General features: G+C 65.2%; 15 protein-coding genes. 11 read left to right on the top strand and 4 right to left on the bottom strand.

What is annotated here, in order from left to right; translation table 11 throughout:
• The first annotated feature begins 98 nt into the window (after positions 1-98).
• The 11 genes from BMIN_RS06610 to pyrE all read left to right on the top strand — a co-directional run bounded on the left by BMIN_RS06610 (position 99) and on the right by pyrE (position 12,966).
• Positions 99-3,239: a bifunctional [glutamine synthetase] adenylyltransferase/[glutamine synthetase]-adenylyl-L-tyrosine phosphorylase gene (locus BMIN_RS06610; RefSeq protein ID WP_033395273.1), complete on the top strand. Its 3,141-nt coding sequence runs from the start codon at positions 99-101 to the stop codon at positions 3,237-3,239.
• Positions 3,240-3,488: 249 nt separating this feature from the next.
• Positions 3,489-3,755 (top strand): FeoA family protein, encoded by a 267-nt coding sequence (locus BMIN_RS06605; RefSeq protein WP_238565636.1) that lies wholly within the window; start codon positions 3,489-3,491, stop codon positions 3,753-3,755.
• Positions 3,756-3,760: 5 nt separating this feature from the next.
• Entirely contained in the window at positions 3,761-5,797 is a 2,037-nt protein-coding gene (gene feoB, locus BMIN_RS06600) for a ferrous iron transport protein B (protein ID WP_022860695.1), read from the top strand.
• A complete protein-coding gene (locus BMIN_RS08100; protein ID WP_022860694.1) occupies positions 5,794-6,210 on the top strand; it encodes a hypothetical protein in 417 nt (138 codons plus the stop codon). Before feoB ends, BMIN_RS08100 begins: the two co-directional genes overlap by 4 nt.
• Positions 6,211-6,341: 131 nt before the next feature.
• Positions 6,342-7,310, top strand: a complete 969-nt coding sequence (gene pyrB, locus BMIN_RS06590; protein ID WP_026647345.1) for an aspartate carbamoyltransferase — start codon at positions 6,342-6,344, stop codon at positions 7,308-7,310.
• The gene (locus tag BMIN_RS06585; protein ID WP_022860692.1) at positions 7,310-7,729 is read left to right on the top strand and encodes an aspartate carbamoyltransferase regulatory subunit; all 420 of its coding nucleotides are present in this window, start codon (positions 7,310-7,312) and stop codon (positions 7,727-7,729) included. Before pyrB ends, BMIN_RS06585 begins: the two co-directional genes overlap by 1 nt.
• A gap of 2 nt (positions 7,730-7,731) precedes the next feature.
• Positions 7,732-9,174: a dihydroorotase gene (locus BMIN_RS06580; protein ID WP_022860691.1), complete on the top strand. Its 1,443-nt coding sequence runs from the start codon at positions 7,732-7,734 to the stop codon at positions 9,172-9,174.
• An 86-nt stretch (positions 9,175-9,260) separates the two neighbouring features.
• A complete protein-coding gene (pyrF, locus tag BMIN_RS06575) occupies positions 9,261-10,226 on the top strand; it encodes an orotidine-5'-phosphate decarboxylase (protein ID WP_022860690.1) in 966 nt (321 codons plus the stop codon).
• A gap of 70 nt (positions 10,227-10,296) precedes the next feature.
• Positions 10,297-11,124, top strand: a complete 828-nt coding sequence (locus BMIN_RS06570; RefSeq protein ID WP_022860689.1) for a dihydroorotate dehydrogenase electron transfer subunit — start codon at positions 10,297-10,299, stop codon at positions 11,122-11,124.
• Between the two features lie 139 nt (positions 11,125-11,263).
• A complete protein-coding gene (locus tag BMIN_RS06565; RefSeq protein ID WP_051126256.1) occupies positions 11,264-12,226 on the top strand; it encodes a dihydroorotate dehydrogenase in 963 nt (320 codons plus the stop codon).
• Positions 12,223-12,966, top strand: coding sequence for an orotate phosphoribosyltransferase (pyrE, locus tag BMIN_RS06560; RefSeq protein WP_022860687.1), 744 nt, complete (start codon positions 12,223-12,225; stop codon positions 12,964-12,966). The genes BMIN_RS06565 and pyrE overlap by 4 nt, the downstream gene beginning before the upstream one ends.
• A 27-nt stretch (positions 12,967-12,993) precedes the next feature.
• Here pyrE and BMIN_RS06555 read toward each other — a convergent pair whose 3' ends face one another.
• The 4 genes from BMIN_RS06555 to BMIN_RS06540 all read right to left on the bottom strand — a co-directional run bounded on the left by BMIN_RS06555 (position 12,994) and on the right by BMIN_RS06540 (position 18,791).
• On the bottom strand, positions 12,994-13,917 hold the full coding sequence (locus BMIN_RS06555) for a LysR family transcriptional regulator (RefSeq protein ID WP_022860686.1): 924 nt from the start codon (positions 13,915-13,917) through the stop codon (positions 12,994-12,996).
• Positions 13,918-14,028: 111 nt separating this feature from the next.
• On the bottom strand, positions 14,029-14,682 hold the full coding sequence (locus BMIN_RS06550; RefSeq protein WP_033395342.1) for an HAD family hydrolase: 654 nt from the start codon (positions 14,680-14,682) through the stop codon (positions 14,029-14,031).
• 224 nt (positions 14,683-14,906) lie between these two features.
• Complete coding sequence (locus BMIN_RS06545) at positions 14,907-16,898, bottom strand: bifunctional ADP-dependent NAD(P)H-hydrate dehydratase/NAD(P)H-hydrate epimerase (RefSeq protein ID WP_022860684.1); 1,992 nt, start codon at positions 16,896-16,898, stop codon at positions 14,907-14,909.
• A gap of 291 nt (positions 16,899-17,189) precedes the next feature.
• A complete protein-coding gene (locus BMIN_RS06540; protein WP_022860683.1) occupies positions 17,190-18,791 on the bottom strand; it encodes an ABC-F family ATP-binding cassette domain-containing protein in 1,602 nt (533 codons plus the stop codon).
• Positions 18,792-19,129 lie beyond the last annotated feature (338 nt).

Here is a 19,129-nt window from a genome sequence, read left to right as displayed (position 1 = left end):
CCACGGCGATAACACGTATCCCACGGACATGGCGGCATGGCCGTGATCCATACGGACGCATGGGCCGACATGCCTCCTGCGCGCGCTAGATTGTAATCATGCCAGACCCATCATCGCCGTCGATCGGCACCAGGGACCTCCTCCGAGCCGGATTCCGTCATCCCGGCGACGCGCAGGACGCCCTCCGTCACCTGTGCGACCGCGCCGACGGCCACCTCACGCTCCCGGGACTGCTCAGGGTCCTGTCCCGGACATGCGACCCCGACATGGCCCTCGACCGGTTCACGGCCATGATGGAATCACCGCGGACGAACTCCTGCCTGACGGATGCGTCCGCGTCGGAGATCGAGGGACTGTTCCGCGTTCTAGGGGCGAGCGTCGCCATGGGGACGCTGATGGCGACCCGTCCCGAACTCGTCCGCTCCTGCCTCGAGGCATCACGCGATCCCTCCCCGTCATCCCCGTCATCCCCGTCATCCCCGTCATCCCCGTCCTCGCGGTCGGATGGGGAATCACGCCGACGCGCCCTCATGGATTCCGTCGACGCCGATCCCGCATCGCAGGCCCCGGTGTCACGGTGTGATCTGGGTCCGGCCACGCAACGGCTGCGCGCCGAATACCACCGTCAGCTGGCCGCCATCATGGCACAAGACCTTCTCAGCGACGATCCGGCTGCCGTTCAGCCCCTCATCAGCCACGACCTCTCCGATCTGGCCGACGCGACGCTGGACGCCGCGCTCGCCATCGCCCGCCACGTCACGGACGAATCATCCCTGTGCCGCTTCGCCGTCATCGGGATGGGAAAGCTCGGCGCACGTGAGCTCAACTACGTCTCGGACGTGGATCTGATCTATGTGGTGGAACCCACGCACGACGACGACGCGGACATCCAGCGCGTTCTGCGTACGGGAGCCAGAATCGCCCTGACGCTGCAGCGGGTGTGCCAATCCATCATCCCCGGAGTCGACGAGCCCGCGCTATGGCAGATCGACACGGCCCTGCGCCCCGAAGGCAAGGACGGCCCGCTCGTGCGCCGGCTCGACTCGCACCTTGACTACTACCGGAAATGGGCCGACAGCTGGGAATTCCAGGCATTGCTCAAGGCGCGTTGCGTGGCCGGGGACCGGGCTCTGGGAGATGGCTATGTCGAGCGCACGCGGCCGCTGGTCTGGTCGGCGTCCATGCGGCCGAACTTCGTCAACGACTGCCAGGCCATGCGCAGGCGCGTCGAGAATCTGATTCCCGACGATCTCAAGGACCGCGAGATCAAACTGGGCAGGGGAGGACTGCGCGACGTGGAGTTCACCGTCCAGATGCTCCAGTTGGTCCACGGCAGGGCCGACGAGTCGCTCCGCGTGCCCGACACCATGTCCGCGCTCGGAGCCCTCGCCGAAGGGGGCTATGTGTCCCGGCGCCAGGCGCGACAGCTGTCCGACGACTATCGTTTCGAACGCGTTCTCGAGCATCGTCAGCAGATGTGGATGCTCAAACGCACCCACCTCTTCCCCGATCTGGGACCGGGCAACCGCGGTGGACTCGACCGCAAGCGCAACGTGACCGATGACCAGCTCAACCACAACGACGATCTGCGGAGGCTGTCACGGGCTCTGGGCCTTCTTCCCGAGCACCTGCTCGAACGATTCGACCATACGCGCCGCGAGGTGCGCCACCTGCACATGGAGATCTACTACCGCCCCATGCTGCCCATCAGCGCGCAGACCGACTCCGATGCCTTCGCCCTGAGCGAGGACGCCGCCCACGACAGGCTGCGGTCCATCGGATTCGAGGATCCCGCCGCCGCCATGAGGCATATGGACGCGCTGACCATGGGCCTGTCCCGGGCCGCGAAGATCAACCGCATCCTTCTTCCCGCGGTCCTTGAATGGCTTGGACAGGGTCAGAACCCCGACATGGGGCTTCTCAACTGGCGCCGTCTGGCGGAGCACTTCGGGTCGGAGGACGAATATCTCGGCTTTCTCAGGGATTCGCCGTCGGCAGCCCAGCGGCTGTGCCATATTCTGGCCGACTCCCGTTTTCTGGGCGACGCGCTCAACAAGTCCGCCGAATCCATCACGTGGCTGGGCAGCGACAGCCTTCTCAGACCCCGATCCCGCGAAAGCCTCGACGTTCAGTGCCACGCGGCGATCGACCGATCTCCCGACGACCCGGCCGACGTCGCCCTGTCTCTTCGCATGATGCGCCGACGCGAGATCGAACGCATAGGACTGGCATGGATAGGCGGCGTGATGAGCGACGAGGACTGCCTCACCGCGCTGACCGACGTGACGGATTCCATCATCGACTCCGCCTTGATATGGGCGTCCAGAAGCGCGTCCCGTCCCACGGGAGTCGATCTCGCCTCCGTTAGCGTCATCGGCATGGGCCGCTATGGCGGGAGGGAACTCAATTTCAGTTCCGACGCGGACGCAATCATCATCTACCGTCCGGCCGCCGGAGTGGACGACGCCGACGCGGCCCGATACGCCCGCACGGTGGCCGATGATCTGCGGACCATACTGCAGGGATCCGCAACAACCGAGCCGAAAATCGATCTCGACCTCTCGCTGCGTCCGGAGGGGCGGAACGGTCCTGTGGTCAGATCCCTGGCGTCATGCGCCGAATACTACTCGTCATGGTCGAGCATATGGGAGCATCAGGCCCTGATCAGGGCACGGCATGCCGGAGGCGACCGCGACCTTTCCCGCGAGTTCCTCGAGAACGTGGCCGATCCGCTGCGCTTTCCCCGCGAGGCGCCCCACGATGAGGGCATCGCCGAGATCCGCAGGCTCAAGGCGCGGATGGAGGGGGAGCGCCTTCCACGCGGGGTCCGGCGCGACCGGCATCTCAAGCTGGGACTGGGCGGGCTTTCGGACGTCGAATGGACCGTGCAGCTCCTCCAGCTCCTCCATGCGGGGCACGAGCCCACGCTGCGCACGGGATCGACGCTCACGGCATTGCACGCCCTGACCGATCTCGGGCTCGTCGACGGATCCGACGCCGACATTCTGGCGAACGCGTGGAGACTGTGCACCGCGGCGAGAAACGCCAATTATCTGTGGACCGGCAGGGCGACGCAGGCGGACATCCTTCCCGACGACCGCTACTCGCTGGCGGGCGTGGCCGTATGCATGGGATACCCACCCCATCACGGACAACAGTTCGACAATGACGTCATGTCGGCGATGCGCCGATGCCGCGATGTCACCAAACGTCTTTTCTATGCGGCGGACGGACGGTGACGTGACGGGCTAATGGTGACGCGGCGGACGGATGCCGGCATCGGACGGACGGTGACATGATGGACGAACGCCTGCATCGGACGATACCGTCACGCCGGCGACCCCGTCGCCGATACCGCCGCCGATACCGTCATCGTTGCGCGGATTCTGCGAAAGCGGACGATTCTCCGTCCTAAAAACATGGAAAGTCCGGAAAACATGGAAAGCAAGTCTTGTTTTTACGGTCAATCACTCGCATAATGATTTTTTGTGATAAATATCGCATCGCCTCATCCCATGACGACCATGAGCGTATCCTCCTGCCCGCTTCACGAGGACCATGTCATCGACTCGGTGCGTCTTGACGACGGCCACCGGTTCAGGCTATCGGAACTGGGTCTGCGTCCCGGTCAGCATGTGCGCGTCATCCAGCGCTGCGCGTTCGGGGGACGCGTGCTGGCCAGAGGCTCCGAGCGGATCGCGCTGGATTCGGCCACCGCCCGCACCATCATCGTCCGCGGCGCGGCCCGAATCTGAGCGACATGTCCAGAGAATGCCCCTATTGCGAGTCACGGCCATCCGCCGTCGAGCCTCCGTCGCAGTCCGCAGGCTCCCCATCCGCCCGCCGGGACGATGCCCCCGCACGGAACGGCCATGCGGCGGAAAGGCGGATCGTCCTCGTAGGCAATCCCAACGTGGGTAAATCATCACTGTTCAACGCCATGCTCGGCATGCACGCGCGAGTGATGAACGCGCCCGGGACCACCGTTCTTCTCGAATACGGCACGCTCGCCCGCCATGACGGACACTGGAACGTCATCGACACCCCCGGCACATACTCACTGCTTCCGATGTCGCCCGACGAGAAGGTCACGTCGAAGGCGGTTCTGGGACTCGACGGCGCGCCGCGCCCGGACCTCATGGTCGCCGTCCTCGATGCGACAAGCATGTCGCGATCGCTGTATCTGCTGTCCATGGTGCGCGAGATCGGAGTCCCTCTGGTCGTGGCCCTCACCATGAACGATCTGGCGCGCCGCCGGTCATGCGGAATCGATCCGTCCGCACTGTCGAAGGCTCTGGGGGGCGTCGACGTCGTGGAGGTGGATGGACGCACCGGTGCGGGCCTGCCCGAGCTGGAGGACGCCATCGAGCGGGGGCTGGCAAGGAGTTCCGTCACGCAGGCCGACGGCCACGTCCCCTCCGAGGAGGGACTGTCCTCATGGGTACGGTCGAACGCCGACCGACGATTCGATTGGGTCGCGGGCATACTCTCGCGTACATCATCGACACGACCGCCTCGCGTCACCGCATCCGACCGCATCGACGCGCTTCTGCTGAGCCCCTGGTTCGGCATTCCCGCCTTTCTCGTCGTGATGTACATCGTTTTCGAGGCGACGACCACCGTGGCCGGTCCCATCCAGGACTGGATCGACGTGACGCTGCGGGCCTGGCTCACCGCCGGGGTGGAAGGCCTGTTCTCGCTGGGCGGACCTCAGGCTCTGTCCGGATGGCCGCACTCGCTTATCGTCGACGGCGTCCTCGATGGGGTGATATCGGTGGCGACGTTCATCCCGCCGATGGGCATCATGTTCCTTCTTCTCTCCATACTCGAGGATTCCGGCTATCTCGCCAGGGCGGCCTTCGTCATGGACAGGGCCATGCGGGCTCTGGGACTGGACGGCAAGGCGTTCCTCCCCATCGTCGTGGGATTCGGATGCAACCTCCCCGCCCTGGCGGCCACCCGGTCCCTCGAGGACTCGCGGCAGAGGATCCTCGTCGGGATGCTCATACCGTTCACGTCCTGCTCGGCCCGCCTCTCGGTGTATATGGTCCTCGCATACGCCTTCTTCCAACGGAACGCGGGTCTGGTCATCTTCCTCATGTACGTGGCGTCCATACTTCTCATCCTCCTCGTGGGGGTGGCGCTCCGGCACACGGTGTTCCACGGGCTGCGTCCCGAGCCCTTCGCCATGAGCCTGCCCTCCTATCAGATGCCCAAAGCCGTCACGACGCTGCGATCCGTCGGAACGCGCCTATGGGGCTTCATCCGTGGGGCGAGCGGCATCATCGTGACGGTGATCGTCCTCATGTGGCTTCTGCAGGGCATTCCCGCCACGGCAGGCGCCGGGTCCTTCGGGGACGTCGAGGACGTGCACGATTCCCTCTATGGCACGGTCGCCGACGCCGTGGCCCCCGTATTCGCCCCCGCGGGATTCGACGACTGGCACGCCTCGGCCGCGCTGATCACCGGATTCGTCGCGAAGGAGGTCGTCGTGGGCTCGATGTCGCAGTCCTACAACATCGACGAGGACGACTCCTCGTCGCAGACCGATCAGAGCGGGGGAACCCTGGGCGAGTCCATCAGACGGTCGTTCGACGCCTCATCCGACGGCCATGGACGCGCGACGGCCATCGCATTCCTCCTGTTCGTCCTGGCGTACACGCCCTGTCTGGCCACGGTGGCCGAACTGAGACGACAGTTCGGAACGCGCGTCATGGGCGCCACCGTCGTTCTGGGTCTCGTCGTCGCCTACGCTCTCGCGATGGCCGCCTTCCAGCTCCTCCGTCTGGTGCTATGACGGGAACGGGAGATGGCGTGATGAAATCGACGTCGAGAAGGAGGGGCTTCCGGCACACATCGGCGACGCGGCCTACGGCTGACGGTTCCGTCGTCGACGCGATAGCGCGGATGCTGTCCTCCGGCTTCGGAATCGACGCCTGCGCCCGCCGGCTCGGTCTGCCACGCGACTTCGTGGCGATGGTCGCGCGGCATACGGCCGACACGGGACGATCGCCGACGCCGCCGACCACGGATGACGCATCGGCTCCATGCTCATGGGGATCCTGCTCGCCCGACCCGGGGTCGCTCATATGCGCGGGATGTCCTCTGAGCCCTCCGTCATCCCGGTCCTCGGACGTCACGCGCCGGTGGTTCCGATCCGTCCTCGCGCTGCTGCGGAAGGCCGTCTCGTCGCTGCGCCGCGCGAGCTGACTGCGTTGTCATCGTATCGGCCTAAAGTTGGCTAGGTCGCAACGCAACGGCCACCTTATTCGGAAAGGTGCGCAATGTCCGCTGAAATCCCTAGCGAGTCCCCTCGCGTGACACCCCGTTCCACAAGCTCTCTGGAAGGGCATAGCATCGTCACGCTCGACGACATGTCCACCACTGACATCCAGGACATCCTTGACAGGGCGGGATACATCGACGCCCACCGCGCCGAGGTGTCCCACACATGCGATGGCCGTGTCCTGGCGACGCTGTTCTACGAGCCCAGCACCCGCACGCGCCTGAGCTTCGAAACCGCGATGCTTCGTCTGGGAGGGAAGGTCATCGGCTTCGCCGGCGCCCAGCTGGCCTCGGTGACCAAGGGCGAGTCCATCAGCGACACCCTCAAGACGGTGTCGAACTACGCCGACGTGGTGGCGATCAGACACCCCAAGGAGGGGGCGGCCCTGGTGGCCGCCGAGGCGTCACGGGTTCCGGTCATCAACGCCGGGGACGGCGGACACATGCATCCCACCCAGACTCTGGCGGATCTCGCGACGCTGCGGTCCCGCTTCGGAAGGATCACCGACCTCACCGTCGGCCTATGCGGCGATCTGACCTTCGGTCGCACGGTGCACTCCCTCATCGAGACGCTGTGCCGGTTCGGAGACGTGCACTTCGTCCTCATCAGCCCGGAGGAGCTCACGACGCCCCAGTACGTTCTCGACCGCATCGACGCGACGCCCTCATGCTCATACACGGAGGTGCGGGATCTCACGGCGGTTATCGGCGATCTCGACGTCCTCTACATGACGAGGGTCCAGAAGGAGCGCTTCTTCAACGAGGACGACTACCTGCGCCTGCGCGACACCTACATCCTCGACGAGGCGAAGCTCGCGATGTCGAAGCCGGACATGGCCGTGCTCCATCCCCTTCCCCGCGTCAACGAGATAGCCGTCGAGGTCGACTCCGATCCACGCGCGGCGTACTTCGATCAGGTGCGCAACGGCATGCTCGTGCGCATGGCGTTGGAGAGCATGGTGGTGGGCGACGATCTCGCCGGGTACGAACCCGCGCGTCCACTGTCGGGAAAGGTGGGAATCTGATGGAGGTCACCAGCATCCGCGATGGCGTGATCATCGACCACGTGCCGGCGGGAACGGCACTGACGGTTCTGCGGTATCTGCGCATCAATCCCTCGACCACGCGTCTGGCTCTGATCATGAACGCGTCCAGCCGCCGCTTCGGAAGCAAGGACATCATCAAAATCGAGGATGACGCGGACATCGATCTGGACGTGCTGGGCTTCGTGGCGCGTCAGGCGACGGTCGACATCGTGCGCGGAGGCAGAATCGTGCGCAAATCCAAGCCGAAGTCTCCCGAGCACGTCGTCGACGTGATCACCTGCGTGAATCCCCGATGCGTGACGACGACGGAGCCCGGAATCCATCAGCGCTTCCATCTGGCGCACTCCGAACGTCAGGAGTACCGGTGCGACTACTGCGACGAGGAGGCGAAGCTCTGACCATGGGCATAACTCTGACGGACATCCGCGTGTGGAACACCGGCGAGCGCATCGACCTCGTTCTGCCCGGCGTGGACGCCGAGCGCGCGATGCTCGACACCCCCATGGGCCGGGACTCGGTGATCGACGCCTCGGATCTCACGGTGGCTCCCGGACTCGCCGATCCCCACGTGCATTTCCGCGATCCCGGACAGACCGACAAGGAGACGATGGAGACTGGGGCCCGCGCCGCGGCCGCCGGCGGATACACCCGTGTCCTGGTCATGCCCAACACCCTCCCCGCGGCGGATGGCACCACCGTCCGAGACGGCATGACCGGCGCTGACGAGGTGCGCAGCCAGGGGTGCGACACCGTGCTGGATTACCTCGAAACCTACGAGAGGACCCATCATCCTCTTCCCGTGCGCTACGACCTGACCGTGTGCGCGTCCCTGGGACGCCAGGGGAGGGAGCCGACACGGCTTTCCGACTGGTCGCGGTATCTGGTCCCGCCCTCTTCCGCCACGCGGGACGCACGGGACGGCGCGGCCGCGCTCGATCATCCCATCAGGGCGATCAGCGACGATGGGGCGACGGTTCCGGACGCCCTCCTCGACGCGACGATGGCGAATGCCCTGGCCGCGGGGATCCCCATATCGGATCATTGCGAGCATCATGACTCCGGCGTCATGACCGACGGCGAGGTCAGTCGACGGCTGGGATTCGAGGGGATACCCCCCGAGACAGAGACGTCCATCATCGAACGCGACATCGACGCGGCCCGGCGCACCGGAGCCCATATCCATCTTCAGCACGTGAGCACGGCGAGATCCTTCGACCTCATCCGCGAGGCCAAGTCCCAGGGCGTTCCCATAACCTGCGAGACCGCACCACACTATCTGGCCCTGTGCGATGAGGACGTGGAGAAATACGGCCCATTGGCCAAGATGAACCCTCCCCTCAGATCGGCCGCGGACCGTCAGGCAACCATCGCCGCCGTCGCCGATGGGACGGTGGACATGATCGCCACCGACCATGCGCCGCACACCGTGGAGCAGAAGGGCGGGGGCATGCTCGACGCGCCCAACGGGGTGATCGGGCTGGAGACCGCCTATGGAGTCTGCCGCACGGTGCTCGTCGGGGGAGGATACATCGACGACGCGCGGCTGATCGAGCTCATGTCCCTCGCACCCAATCATCTGATGGGTCATGCGTCCACCGATGTGGCGGCGCTGCTCACCACCTCAAGTCCCTGCGCCACGCATCGCGTGCTCGACCTCTCCCACGTCGAGCATCCCGAGGCCGTTGATCTCACGATTCTGGACGTCTCGCACCCCTGGACCATCGATGCCGCACGCTTCCGGTCCAGAGCCCGCAACACCCCCTTCGACGGATGGACCGTCACCGGACGGGCGATGGCCACCATCATCGGATCGCGTCTGGTGTACTGCGCGCTCACCCATTGACCCCGAACGACTGACCCCGAACCACCCGGCACGACACCGCCGGCACGACACCGCCAGAACGACACCAAGAGAGGAAACGGCAGCACATGGATCGTCTTATCGACGCGATAGAGGCCGCGGACAACCCGAGCGTGGTCGGACTCGACCCCACACCCCACGTCGTTCCCGACTGCCTTGTCACGGCGCTTGAGCCGGAGGTCGCCCGGGAGGTCGACGCGTCGGAGCTTCCGACCGAAAGACTGGCCGTGGCATACATGGAGTTCAACCGGGCCATCATCGACGCGATCGCGGACGTGGTTCCCGCGGTCAAGCCGCAGATCGCCATGTACGAGGCTCTGGGTCCCGCGGGTCTCGATGCCTACGCCATGACCTGCGGCTATGCGAGGAGCAGAGGGTTGTACGTCATCGGTGACGTCAAACGCGGGGACATCGGATCCACGGCCCAGGCGTACGCCGCGCATCTGTCCGGGCTGCCCGTCAGTCCGGGCGGCGACGCCATCGACGTGTGGCATGAGGATGCGGTGACCGTCAATCCCTATCTGGGATCGGACGGCATCATCCCCTTCGTCACGGCCGCACGCGACCACGACAAGGACGCATTCGCTCTGGTGCGCACGTCGAACCCCTCCAGCGACGACGTCCAGGAATGCCTTCTCCAGGACGGACATCGTCTGTACGAACACGTCGCCGACCTCGTGTCCGACTGGGGGAGCGACACCATAGGGGATCACGGATACTCGCGTCTGGGCGCCGTCGTCGGCGCCACGCACAGCGACGAAGGCGCCCGCCTGCGCCGCCGCATGCCCCACACGTTCTTCCTTGTGCCGGGATACGGCGCCCAGGGCGGCACGGCCCATGACATCGCCCCCATGTTCGATGATCGGGGATCGGGGGCGATCGTCAACTCATCCCGGGGGATCATCGGAGCGTGGCGGCACGGGCAGACGCTCGACCCGTCCATGGGCGTGGAGGAGATCCTCGCCGTCGTATCCCGCTGCGCCCGCGAAGCGGCCATCTCGATGCGGGACGAGATCAGGGCCGCGCTCGCATGACGATGGTCGAATGACGCGGACGACGACACGCAGCAGACACCACGAAATCTAGGGAGAGGACCATCGAACCATGCCACACACAACCGCCAGTGCATACGACGTCACCAGCCGTGCCACGGACGCCGGACGGTTCCCCGGACGCCGGCATGCCGAGGTCGTCTCCTCCGAACGCCTCACGCAGGGCGTCTACCGGCTGACCTTCCGCGACGACTACATCGCTCGGCACGCGAAGCCCGCGCAGTTCGTCACCCTCTACTCGTCCAATCCCCTCCGTCTGATGCCCCGACCTCTGGGCGTGTGCTCCACCGATGGAGACGAGGTGTCGGTCATATACGCGGTCGTGGGGAAGGGGACCGAGGAATTCTCCCATCTGCGCGCCGGAGACGGGATCGACGTGATGGGGCCGCTCGGGAAATCCTATGACCTGCGCGCAGGCGCCCATTATCTTCTTGTGGGCGGAGGGCTGGGAGTCCCGCCGCTGATCTATGCGGCCCAGCATCTCAGCGGCCGCGACGACGTGAGCGTCACCTCGGTGTTCGGCTATCGCGACGCGCGCTTCGCCGATCCCATAGTCTCCCCGTTCGTCGGACGCGCCACCAGCATCACCAACGCGGAGGGAAACGTCATCACTTTGCTCGACCGGCTTGAGGATTCCCTCGACGATGACGGGCTGCCGCCCGTAATCCTGTCCTGCGGCCCCACGCCGATGATGAAGGCCGTCGCCGCCTGGGCAAGACGGCATTCCATAGCGGCCCAGTTCAGTCTGGAGTCCAGAATGGGCTGCGGCTATGGCACATGCGTGGTGTGCACCGTCGACACGGCACAGGGGCGTCTCAAGGTGTGTTCGGATGGCCCGGTTTTCACCACCGAGCAGCTCGGGTGGGGGATCGAGGCCTGAATGGGGGGCCACCTCGACGGCATAGATGGCATAGGAGGCGGACGGTGAGGAAGGCAACGTGGCGGACGACGGGACGAACAGAACGAACGGGACGAACGGCATGAGAGACGACATGGACGACGACGGAAGGAGCCGTGGCATGAGGGGGCACGATCGGGAATCGGATCGATCGATGAATGTTCTGGAACCGCATCAGTGGAGGCATCCCACCATCGTGGCGGGCGTCCCGTGGAAGAACCCGGTGGGGACGGCGTCGGGAACGTTCCAGCTGGCCGCCTGCCGATGGTTCTACGACGTGAGCCAGATGGGCGCCATCAGCACCAAAGGGGTCTCGCCCGTTCCATGGGAGGGGAATCCGTCTCCCCGTACCGCCGAGACGCCAGCGGGAACGGTTAATTCCGTCGGTCTGCAGAACCCCGGCGTGGACCATTATCTTGTGGACGAACTGCCCAAGCTCAAGGAGCTGGGGGCCACGGTGGTGACCAACGTGGCGGGACACAGCGATGACGACTACGCCGAGGTCGTCGCGAAGATGAACGATTCTCCCGCGGACATGCTGGAGATCAACGTGAGCTGCCCCAACGTCAGTCACGGCGGGATGAGCGTGGGAAGCGATGCCGTGGCGCTGGGACGTCTGATCGTCCGGCTCCGCGGGCTCACCGACAAGCCGATGACCGTCAAGCTCTCCCCGAACGTGACCGACATCGTTCCCATCGCCAGGGCGGCCGTCGATTCGGGGGCGGACGCGCTGAGCCTGATCAACACCATCGTCGGCATGCGAATCGACATTCGAACGGGCGAGCCCATTCTGGCGAACCGTACCGGAGGCGTGTCAGGCCCCTGCATATTCCCCATCGCCCTGGGATTCGTCTGGCGCGTGCGTCAGGCGCTTCCCACGATCCCGCTGATCGGCATAGGCGGAATCGATTCGGGGGAGAAGGCTCTGGAGTATCTGTATGCAGGCGCCAATGCCGTGGAGGTGGGGGCGGCTGCCCTGTACGATCCCACTGCGCCGCTGAGGGTGGCGCGCGAACTCGACGATCTGCTCGACTCACGGCCCGAACTGGCGCGTCGACTGGCGAATGGAGGAACCTGGAGATGACCGATACGACCACGACCACGGCTGCGAACGACTATGGCAGCGCGGAAACGGCGCATGCGCGCTTCACCCGTTTCCTTCTTGACGCGGGGGCGTTGCGGTTCGGCGACTTCACGCTGAAGTCGGGACGCCGCTCGCCGTACTTCATCAACGCCGGGGCATTCGACACCGGCTCCCTCGTCGCGCGACTCGGCGAGTTCTATGCCCAGCGCGTGCTGGCCGCGCGGGAATCCGGCGAGATACATGGGGACATCGACACGATCTTCGGACCGGCGTACAAGGGCATCCCCCTGGCGGTGTCGACGGCGATGGCCCTGAACGGACCCCTGCACGGCGTGGGATACACCTTCGACCGCAAGGAGCGCAAGGACCACGGGGACGGCGGCGACTTCGTCGGCATGCCGCTGCGCGACGGCATGAACGTCCTCCTCGTCGATGACGTGATGACCGCGGGAACGGCGGTGCGAGAGGTCATCCCCAAGCTCAGGGCCGCGGCCGACGTGAGGATCGCCGGCCTTGTGCTGTCCGTCGACCGCATGGAACGTGCGGACGAATCGGGACGGTCCGCGGTGCGCAGTGTCGAGGACGAGTTCGGATTCCCCGTGCTGCCCATCGCCAACGTCCGCGAGCTTTTCGCGGCGGCGGCCTCGATAACCGACTCCCGGGGGAATCCCGTGGTCGGTGAGAATCTGATCCGACGCGCGGACGAGTATCTTTCCCGATACGGCGCCGAGGGGCGATGACGTCGGAAGAAGCTGAACGTCGACCCGTCAGTCGATCAGATCATACCCATGGGCCGTCAGAACCTCGCGGAGCTTCTCCACGTACATCTGCGCCGAGGAGGACAGGCGTGAACGTTCATGGCTGATCCATCCCACGAGCATCGTCTCGTCGGACTGCAGGGGCACGGTGACGATCTTCTCGTTGTTGAGGTCGCCGTTGTCTATGCCCGTGCAGACCGTGTAGCCGTTGAGCCCGATGATGAAGTTGAGGATCGTCGCCCTGTCGGTGACGGTGATCTGCTTGGGGGAGTACTCCGGCCACACGGCCTCCTCCGCGAAGTAGAAGCTGCCCTTCTCGCCCTGCTCGTATTTGATGAACGGATAGGGCCGCAGATCGTCCATCGTCACCTGACGACGGCCGGCAAGGGGATTGTCGCGTGAGATGAACACATGCAGACCCGCCCTGAACAGTGGGTGGAACTCCAGATGCTTCTCCCGGAGAAGCTTGCCCAGCACATCCTTATTGAAATCGGAGAGGTAGATGATGCCGATCTCCGAAAGCATGGACGCCACCTGGGAGATGATGTCCTGCGTCCTCGTCTCGCGGATGGTGAACTCGTACTCGTCCGAATGGGTGGAGCCGATCATCTCGACGAACGCTTCGACGGCGAACATGTAGTGCTGCGTGGACACGCTGCACAGCTGCTTGCGGGGACGGGAGCTCTTGTACCGATCCTCCAGAAGCGCGGCCTGATCAAGAACCTGCCTGGCATAGGACATGAACTCCGCGCCATCGACCGTCAGCGTGATGCCCTGGGAGGACCGCGTGAATATCTCGATTCCGAGCTCGTTCTCCAATTCCTTGACGGATGAGCTCAACGCGGGCTGGGATATGTACAACTCATGCGACGCCTCGTTCATGGATCCGCATTCCACGATCTTCACGATGTATTTGAGCTGCAGCAATGTCATAGGCCAAGATTAGGCTATATGCGCGACGCCCGCAGCGAAACGTCCATTCCACCATCGGGGTCCCCGTCCCGCCGGCGGCGTCCCCGCTCGCCGACATCCACGGGCGACGCCTCACACGTCGACGCCCAGCAGACGCATCTCACGACGGGCCGCCGACGCGTCGGTGAATACGCATGCCATCATCCCGCAGGCACGGGCTCCCTCGACGTTGCGGGGAGTGTCGTCGAGGAACAGGCAGCGGGCCGGGTCGAGACGGAACCGCGAGACAGTCAGATCGTAGATGGCCCGCTGGGGTTTGTACACGCGCTCACGGCCGGACACGACGGTCCCCCGCAGCAGCTCCGCGAGCACGGGGAACTTCTCGAAGGCGACGGGGAACGTCTCCCTGGCCCAGTTGGTCAGTCCCCACACGCCGATGCCCCGCTCGCGCAGATCCCGCAGCAGCTGCTCCATGCCCGGTATCAGGCGGGGCAACGAGTCGGCGTAATGCTCGATGTAGTACGCGAATACCCGCGCCATATCGGCGCCGAATTCGGTTTCGTAGTCCTTCAGAACCCGCGCGTAGTCCTGCCCCTGGTCCATGCGTCCCTCATACTCGAAGAAGCCGTACGGATCGTCGTCGGCGCATATCCGATCGACCAGATCGTCCGGCCAGTGTCCGCGCAGACACGCGTCGCATCTCCAATCGAGAAGAACCCCGCAGAAATCGAAGACGACGTCCGTGGGCGGGGAGGACGGCGTCACGCGCGATTCCGGATATGCCATCGTGGACCCGGGCACGGATGCCGATGCCGTGGCGGACGTGGTGTCGGCGACGGACGTAGTGTCGGCGGCGGACGTGGTGTCGATCAACGCGGTGTCGATCATGTGGAAAAGACCTCCGTATGACGTGGCGATGGTGGATGACATGACGAATGGGAACAGCGGATGACGCGGCGGGAAGGAATCACGGGCGGCGTCCATCCTACCGGCATGACCGCCATATCGCGTCATCGTCTCGCGTCATCGTCCTCATGGCGGCGCAGAAGCGACGCGAGGACGAACTGCAATTGCTCGATCAGGTCGGACGCCACGATGGGATGGCCGATGGATCGGGCCCGGTTCCAAGGCACCCGATCGGAGGACGTGGAGGAGTCCCGGGTGACGCCCCCCACGGGAGCCACGCGCATGATAAGCGGTTCGGCGTCGGCGCATACATCGCATCCGCTTGCCATCCGTCCCGAAAGACCGTGGATGTAGGCGCCCGCCGCCGCGATCTCGGTGACGGCGGGACAGCCCCGATCCTTGCCCGCGGATGACCGTTCCTCGGCCGTAGCGTCGTCGGCGCTCTCACGGGAGGCCCGCCACTGGGCGAGAAGGGATCCGATAAGACCCGCCAGAACGTCGCCGGATCCCGCCGTCGACAGCCACGCGGGCCCCGCCCCCGACACCATCGTGCGCGCTCCATCCGGATGCGCTCCATCCGGATGTAAACCATCCCCCTGTCCATCGTCGCCCACCACCAGGGTCATGGCGCCTTTGAGCAGAACCGTCGCGCCGGTGATCCGATGGACCAGAACGGCGTTCCCCCACGGATCGTCCAGAACGGCGTCCACCGTTCGCGGATGGCCCATGCGGGTCAGCAGGCGGGCAAGCTCACCGGCATGGGGGGTGATGACGACCTGCGGGAGAACATGGTCCGGAAGAAGATCCAATGCGCCCGCGTCCACGCACACGGGCGGCATCGAAACTGGTGGCATCGGCTCTACCCCCGTCGTCGACACGGAGCCGCCGTCATCCGTCTGATAGTGGCGAAGAAGCGCCCCGACCGCCGATGCCGGAGAATCGTCATCATGGTCATCGGGATCCACTCCGCATCCGACCGTCCACGCCTGAACGTGCCCCTTGCCGACAACGACCTCCGGCATGGCCTGCAGCACCAGATCCTGCGCTCGGCGTGGACCCAGATACCGCACCATTCCGCACCCCGACCGGGCCGCCGCGGACACGGACAGCACGCCGGCCCCCGGATAGCGCTGGGAACCGGTGATCAGCCCGACGACGCCACGCGAGTATTTCATGTCGCCGGCCCCGGGGACGACAAGACGCGACGACGCGCATGACGCGTCCATCCTGCGGACGACGGCCCTGCCGGGATCCAGATCGAGACCCAGATCCACCACCACAAGCCCGCCGCGTCGATAGCAGACCGGGGGAACGACGAGACACGGCTTCAGGGCCCCGAACGTCACCGTGACATCGGCCGTTATGCTCGCACCGGGAACCGTCCCCGAATCGACGCCGAGCCCCGAGGGAACGTCCACGGCGACGACCGTGGGCCTGTCATGGGCCCCTTCTCCATTGCCGTCATTGTCGTCATTGCCGTCGGCGCATCTCCGACCGTCATGGAGGATTTCGGCGAGGAGATCCGCCATGACGGATGCCGTGCCCGTCAGCGCGCCCTTCGATCCGATGCCCGTCATCGCGTCCATCACCACATCCGCATGGAGAAGAAGATCGGCCGATGCCGTGAGCCTGAGGCGGAGTTCGGCATCATCGAAGCCGGTATCGAAGCCGGGGATCCGGCAGCGCGGATCCACGACGAGAACACGACCGCCAGCCCTCATCAACGACCGTGCGGCCGCGTCATGCAGCGCCGTCCCCACGGCCAGCACCGTGACGCCGGCGCCGGACCGGGCCAGAAGAGAACCGGCGTACAACCCGTCCCCACCGTTGTTCCCGGCACCCGCGAGGATGACGATGGAGGACCGCTCAACCTCGGAGCCGCGCGCGTTGACGACGGATCGGCAGACATCCGCGAGCGCCCGCGAGGCCATCCTCATCAACGGAACCGAACGGTCGAGCAGGGGCCTCTCCGCAGCACGGACGTCGGATGACGTGAACGCCATCGTGCGCAGCATCCTTGTCCTGGGATCATCGTCGCTCGTCCCATTATCCGCACGCATGCCGCGCAGGCCACTCATCGCCATGTCATCCCTCATGCCGCACCTTCCGCCGTCGGATCATCCGTCTTCGATTGTCATAGCCTTCGGATCGACGCGCAACCCGAGACGTCTCCCCATGGATGCGGATATGCGGCGTGATGCCGTGCCGTTCCCGCGACGCGGCTCCCACGACGCCGCCAACACGGCCACCACGTCGTCTTCACCACGTCGTCTTCACCACGTCGTCTTCACCATGCCGGCGCCACCATGCCGTCTCAACCCGTCGTCGTCGACCCGTCAGGAAAAACCGTCAGAAGAACCCGTCAGAAACGGCAGTGCCTCACCGTTCTATTCCTCGGCAACCAGATCGAGGTACTCGTCGTTCCACAGATCCTCATCACCGTCGGGCATGAGCAGGACCCGCTCGGGATTCAGCGCCTCGACGGCCCCCTCGTCGTGCGTGACCAGAACGATCGCGCCCTCGTACTTCGAAATGGCCTTGAGAATCTCGTCACGCGACGCCGGATCGAGATTGTTGGTCGGCTCGTCAAGCAGAAGCACGTTCGCGCGCGACGTCACCAGCGTGGCGAGCGCCAGACGCGTCTTCTCGCCTCCGGAGAGGACCCGCGCGGGCTTGAGGGCGTCGTCGCCGGAGAACAGGAAGCTGCCGAGTATCGACCGCACGTGGGTGTCATCGAGATCGGGGGCCACATGCGCCAGATTCTCCAGAACGGTGGAGTCAAGATCCAGGGTGTCGTGCTCCTGTGCGAAATACCCTATTTTGCATCCGTGGCCATACACGACCTCGCCGGTGTCGGGGTCCTCCTCTCCTGCGAGTATCCGCAGCGTCGTCGTCTTTCCCGCGCCGTTCTCGCCGAGGATGACGACGCGCGATCCCTTGTCGATCGCCAGATTGATGCCCGCGAAGACGATCGTCGACCCATAGGCCTTCGACAGGTCGGTGGCCATGATCGGGGTCTTCCCGCAGGGCGCGGGCTCAGGGAACCGGATGTCGGCGACCTTCTCCCCGCGCTCGGCCTCGCTGGTGCCGTCGAGCAGACGCTGCGCACGGCGGATCATGTTCTGGGCGGCCACGGCCTTCGTGGCCTTCGCATGCAGTCTGATGCCCTGACGCATCAGCCGGTCGGCCTTCTTCTCGGCCACCTCGCGCTCGCGGCGGCGCCGTTCCTCGTCGACGACCCTTTGATGCAGATAGGCCTTCCACCCCAATGAATACATGTCGATCTGACCGCGCTGCGCATCGAGATGCCAGATCTTGTTGACGACCTCGTCAAGAAGCTCGGTCGAGTGGGAGATGACCAGAAAACCGCCGTTGAAGCGTCTGAGATATCCTCGCAGCCATTCGATGGAGTCGGCGTCCAAATGGTTGGTCGGCTCGTCGAGTATCAGAGTGTCCGCGTCCGAGAACAGGATCCGCGCGAGCTCCACGCGGCGGCGCTGGCCACCCGACAACGTGCCCAGCGCCCGCTGCATCACCTCCTGGGGGAGCCCCAGACTGGTGGCCATCGCTATGGCCTCCGACTGGGCCGCATAGCCTCCGGCCTTCTCGAAATCCTGCATCGCCCTGTCGTAACGCCCCATGGCCGCGGTCATGACGTCGGGATCGGGATCGGACATGCCGGTCTCGGCCTTGCGCAGGCGAGTGATGATGGAGGCGATGTCGCGGGCGCTCATCATGCGGTCAAGAGCCGTCTGCCGGGGGTCGGAGGCATGCGTGTCCTGCGGGAGGTAGCCCAGTTTCCCCGACACCCTCACGGATCCGGCCGATGGAAGCATATCCCCGGTAACGACCCGGGTCAGGGTGGTCTTGCCCGCCCCGTTGCGCCCCACCAGACCGATTTTGTCGCCCGCGGACACATGGAAATCCGTGGGATGCAGAAGCGTCCGCGCCCCGATGCGGATCTCCAGCCCCTTGCCCTCAATCGCCATCCGTCAACCACCGTTCCTCATCGCCATCGCGTTCCATGCCCGCGCCGTTCACGTCGTTCTCCCCGCCACGCACCGCGCCTCATGTCCATCACCGCGCATTGGCAGACCAACGGACCATCATAGCGACCCCCGCCAATCATCCCCATCCGTTCCCTGACGTCGAACAGGTGTTCGAATAATTCATGATGTGCGATAGTCTGGGGAGCATGCCCATGACCACGCGCGGAACAGCTGACCAAGGAACAACAGACAGCCACATGACCACACAGACGGCGACCACACAGACGACTCCCACACAGACGGCTCCCACGGCCACGCATCCCACCCATGCCGCGACC

Source organism: Bifidobacterium minimum (genome assembly GCF_000741645.1).
Classification (GTDB): Bacteria; Actinomycetota; Actinomycetes; order Actinomycetales; family Bifidobacteriaceae; genus Bifidobacterium; species Bifidobacterium minimum.
The sequence above is the reverse complement of the archived record's forward strand: the minus strand, read 5'-3'. Positions and strand labels throughout refer to the sequence as shown.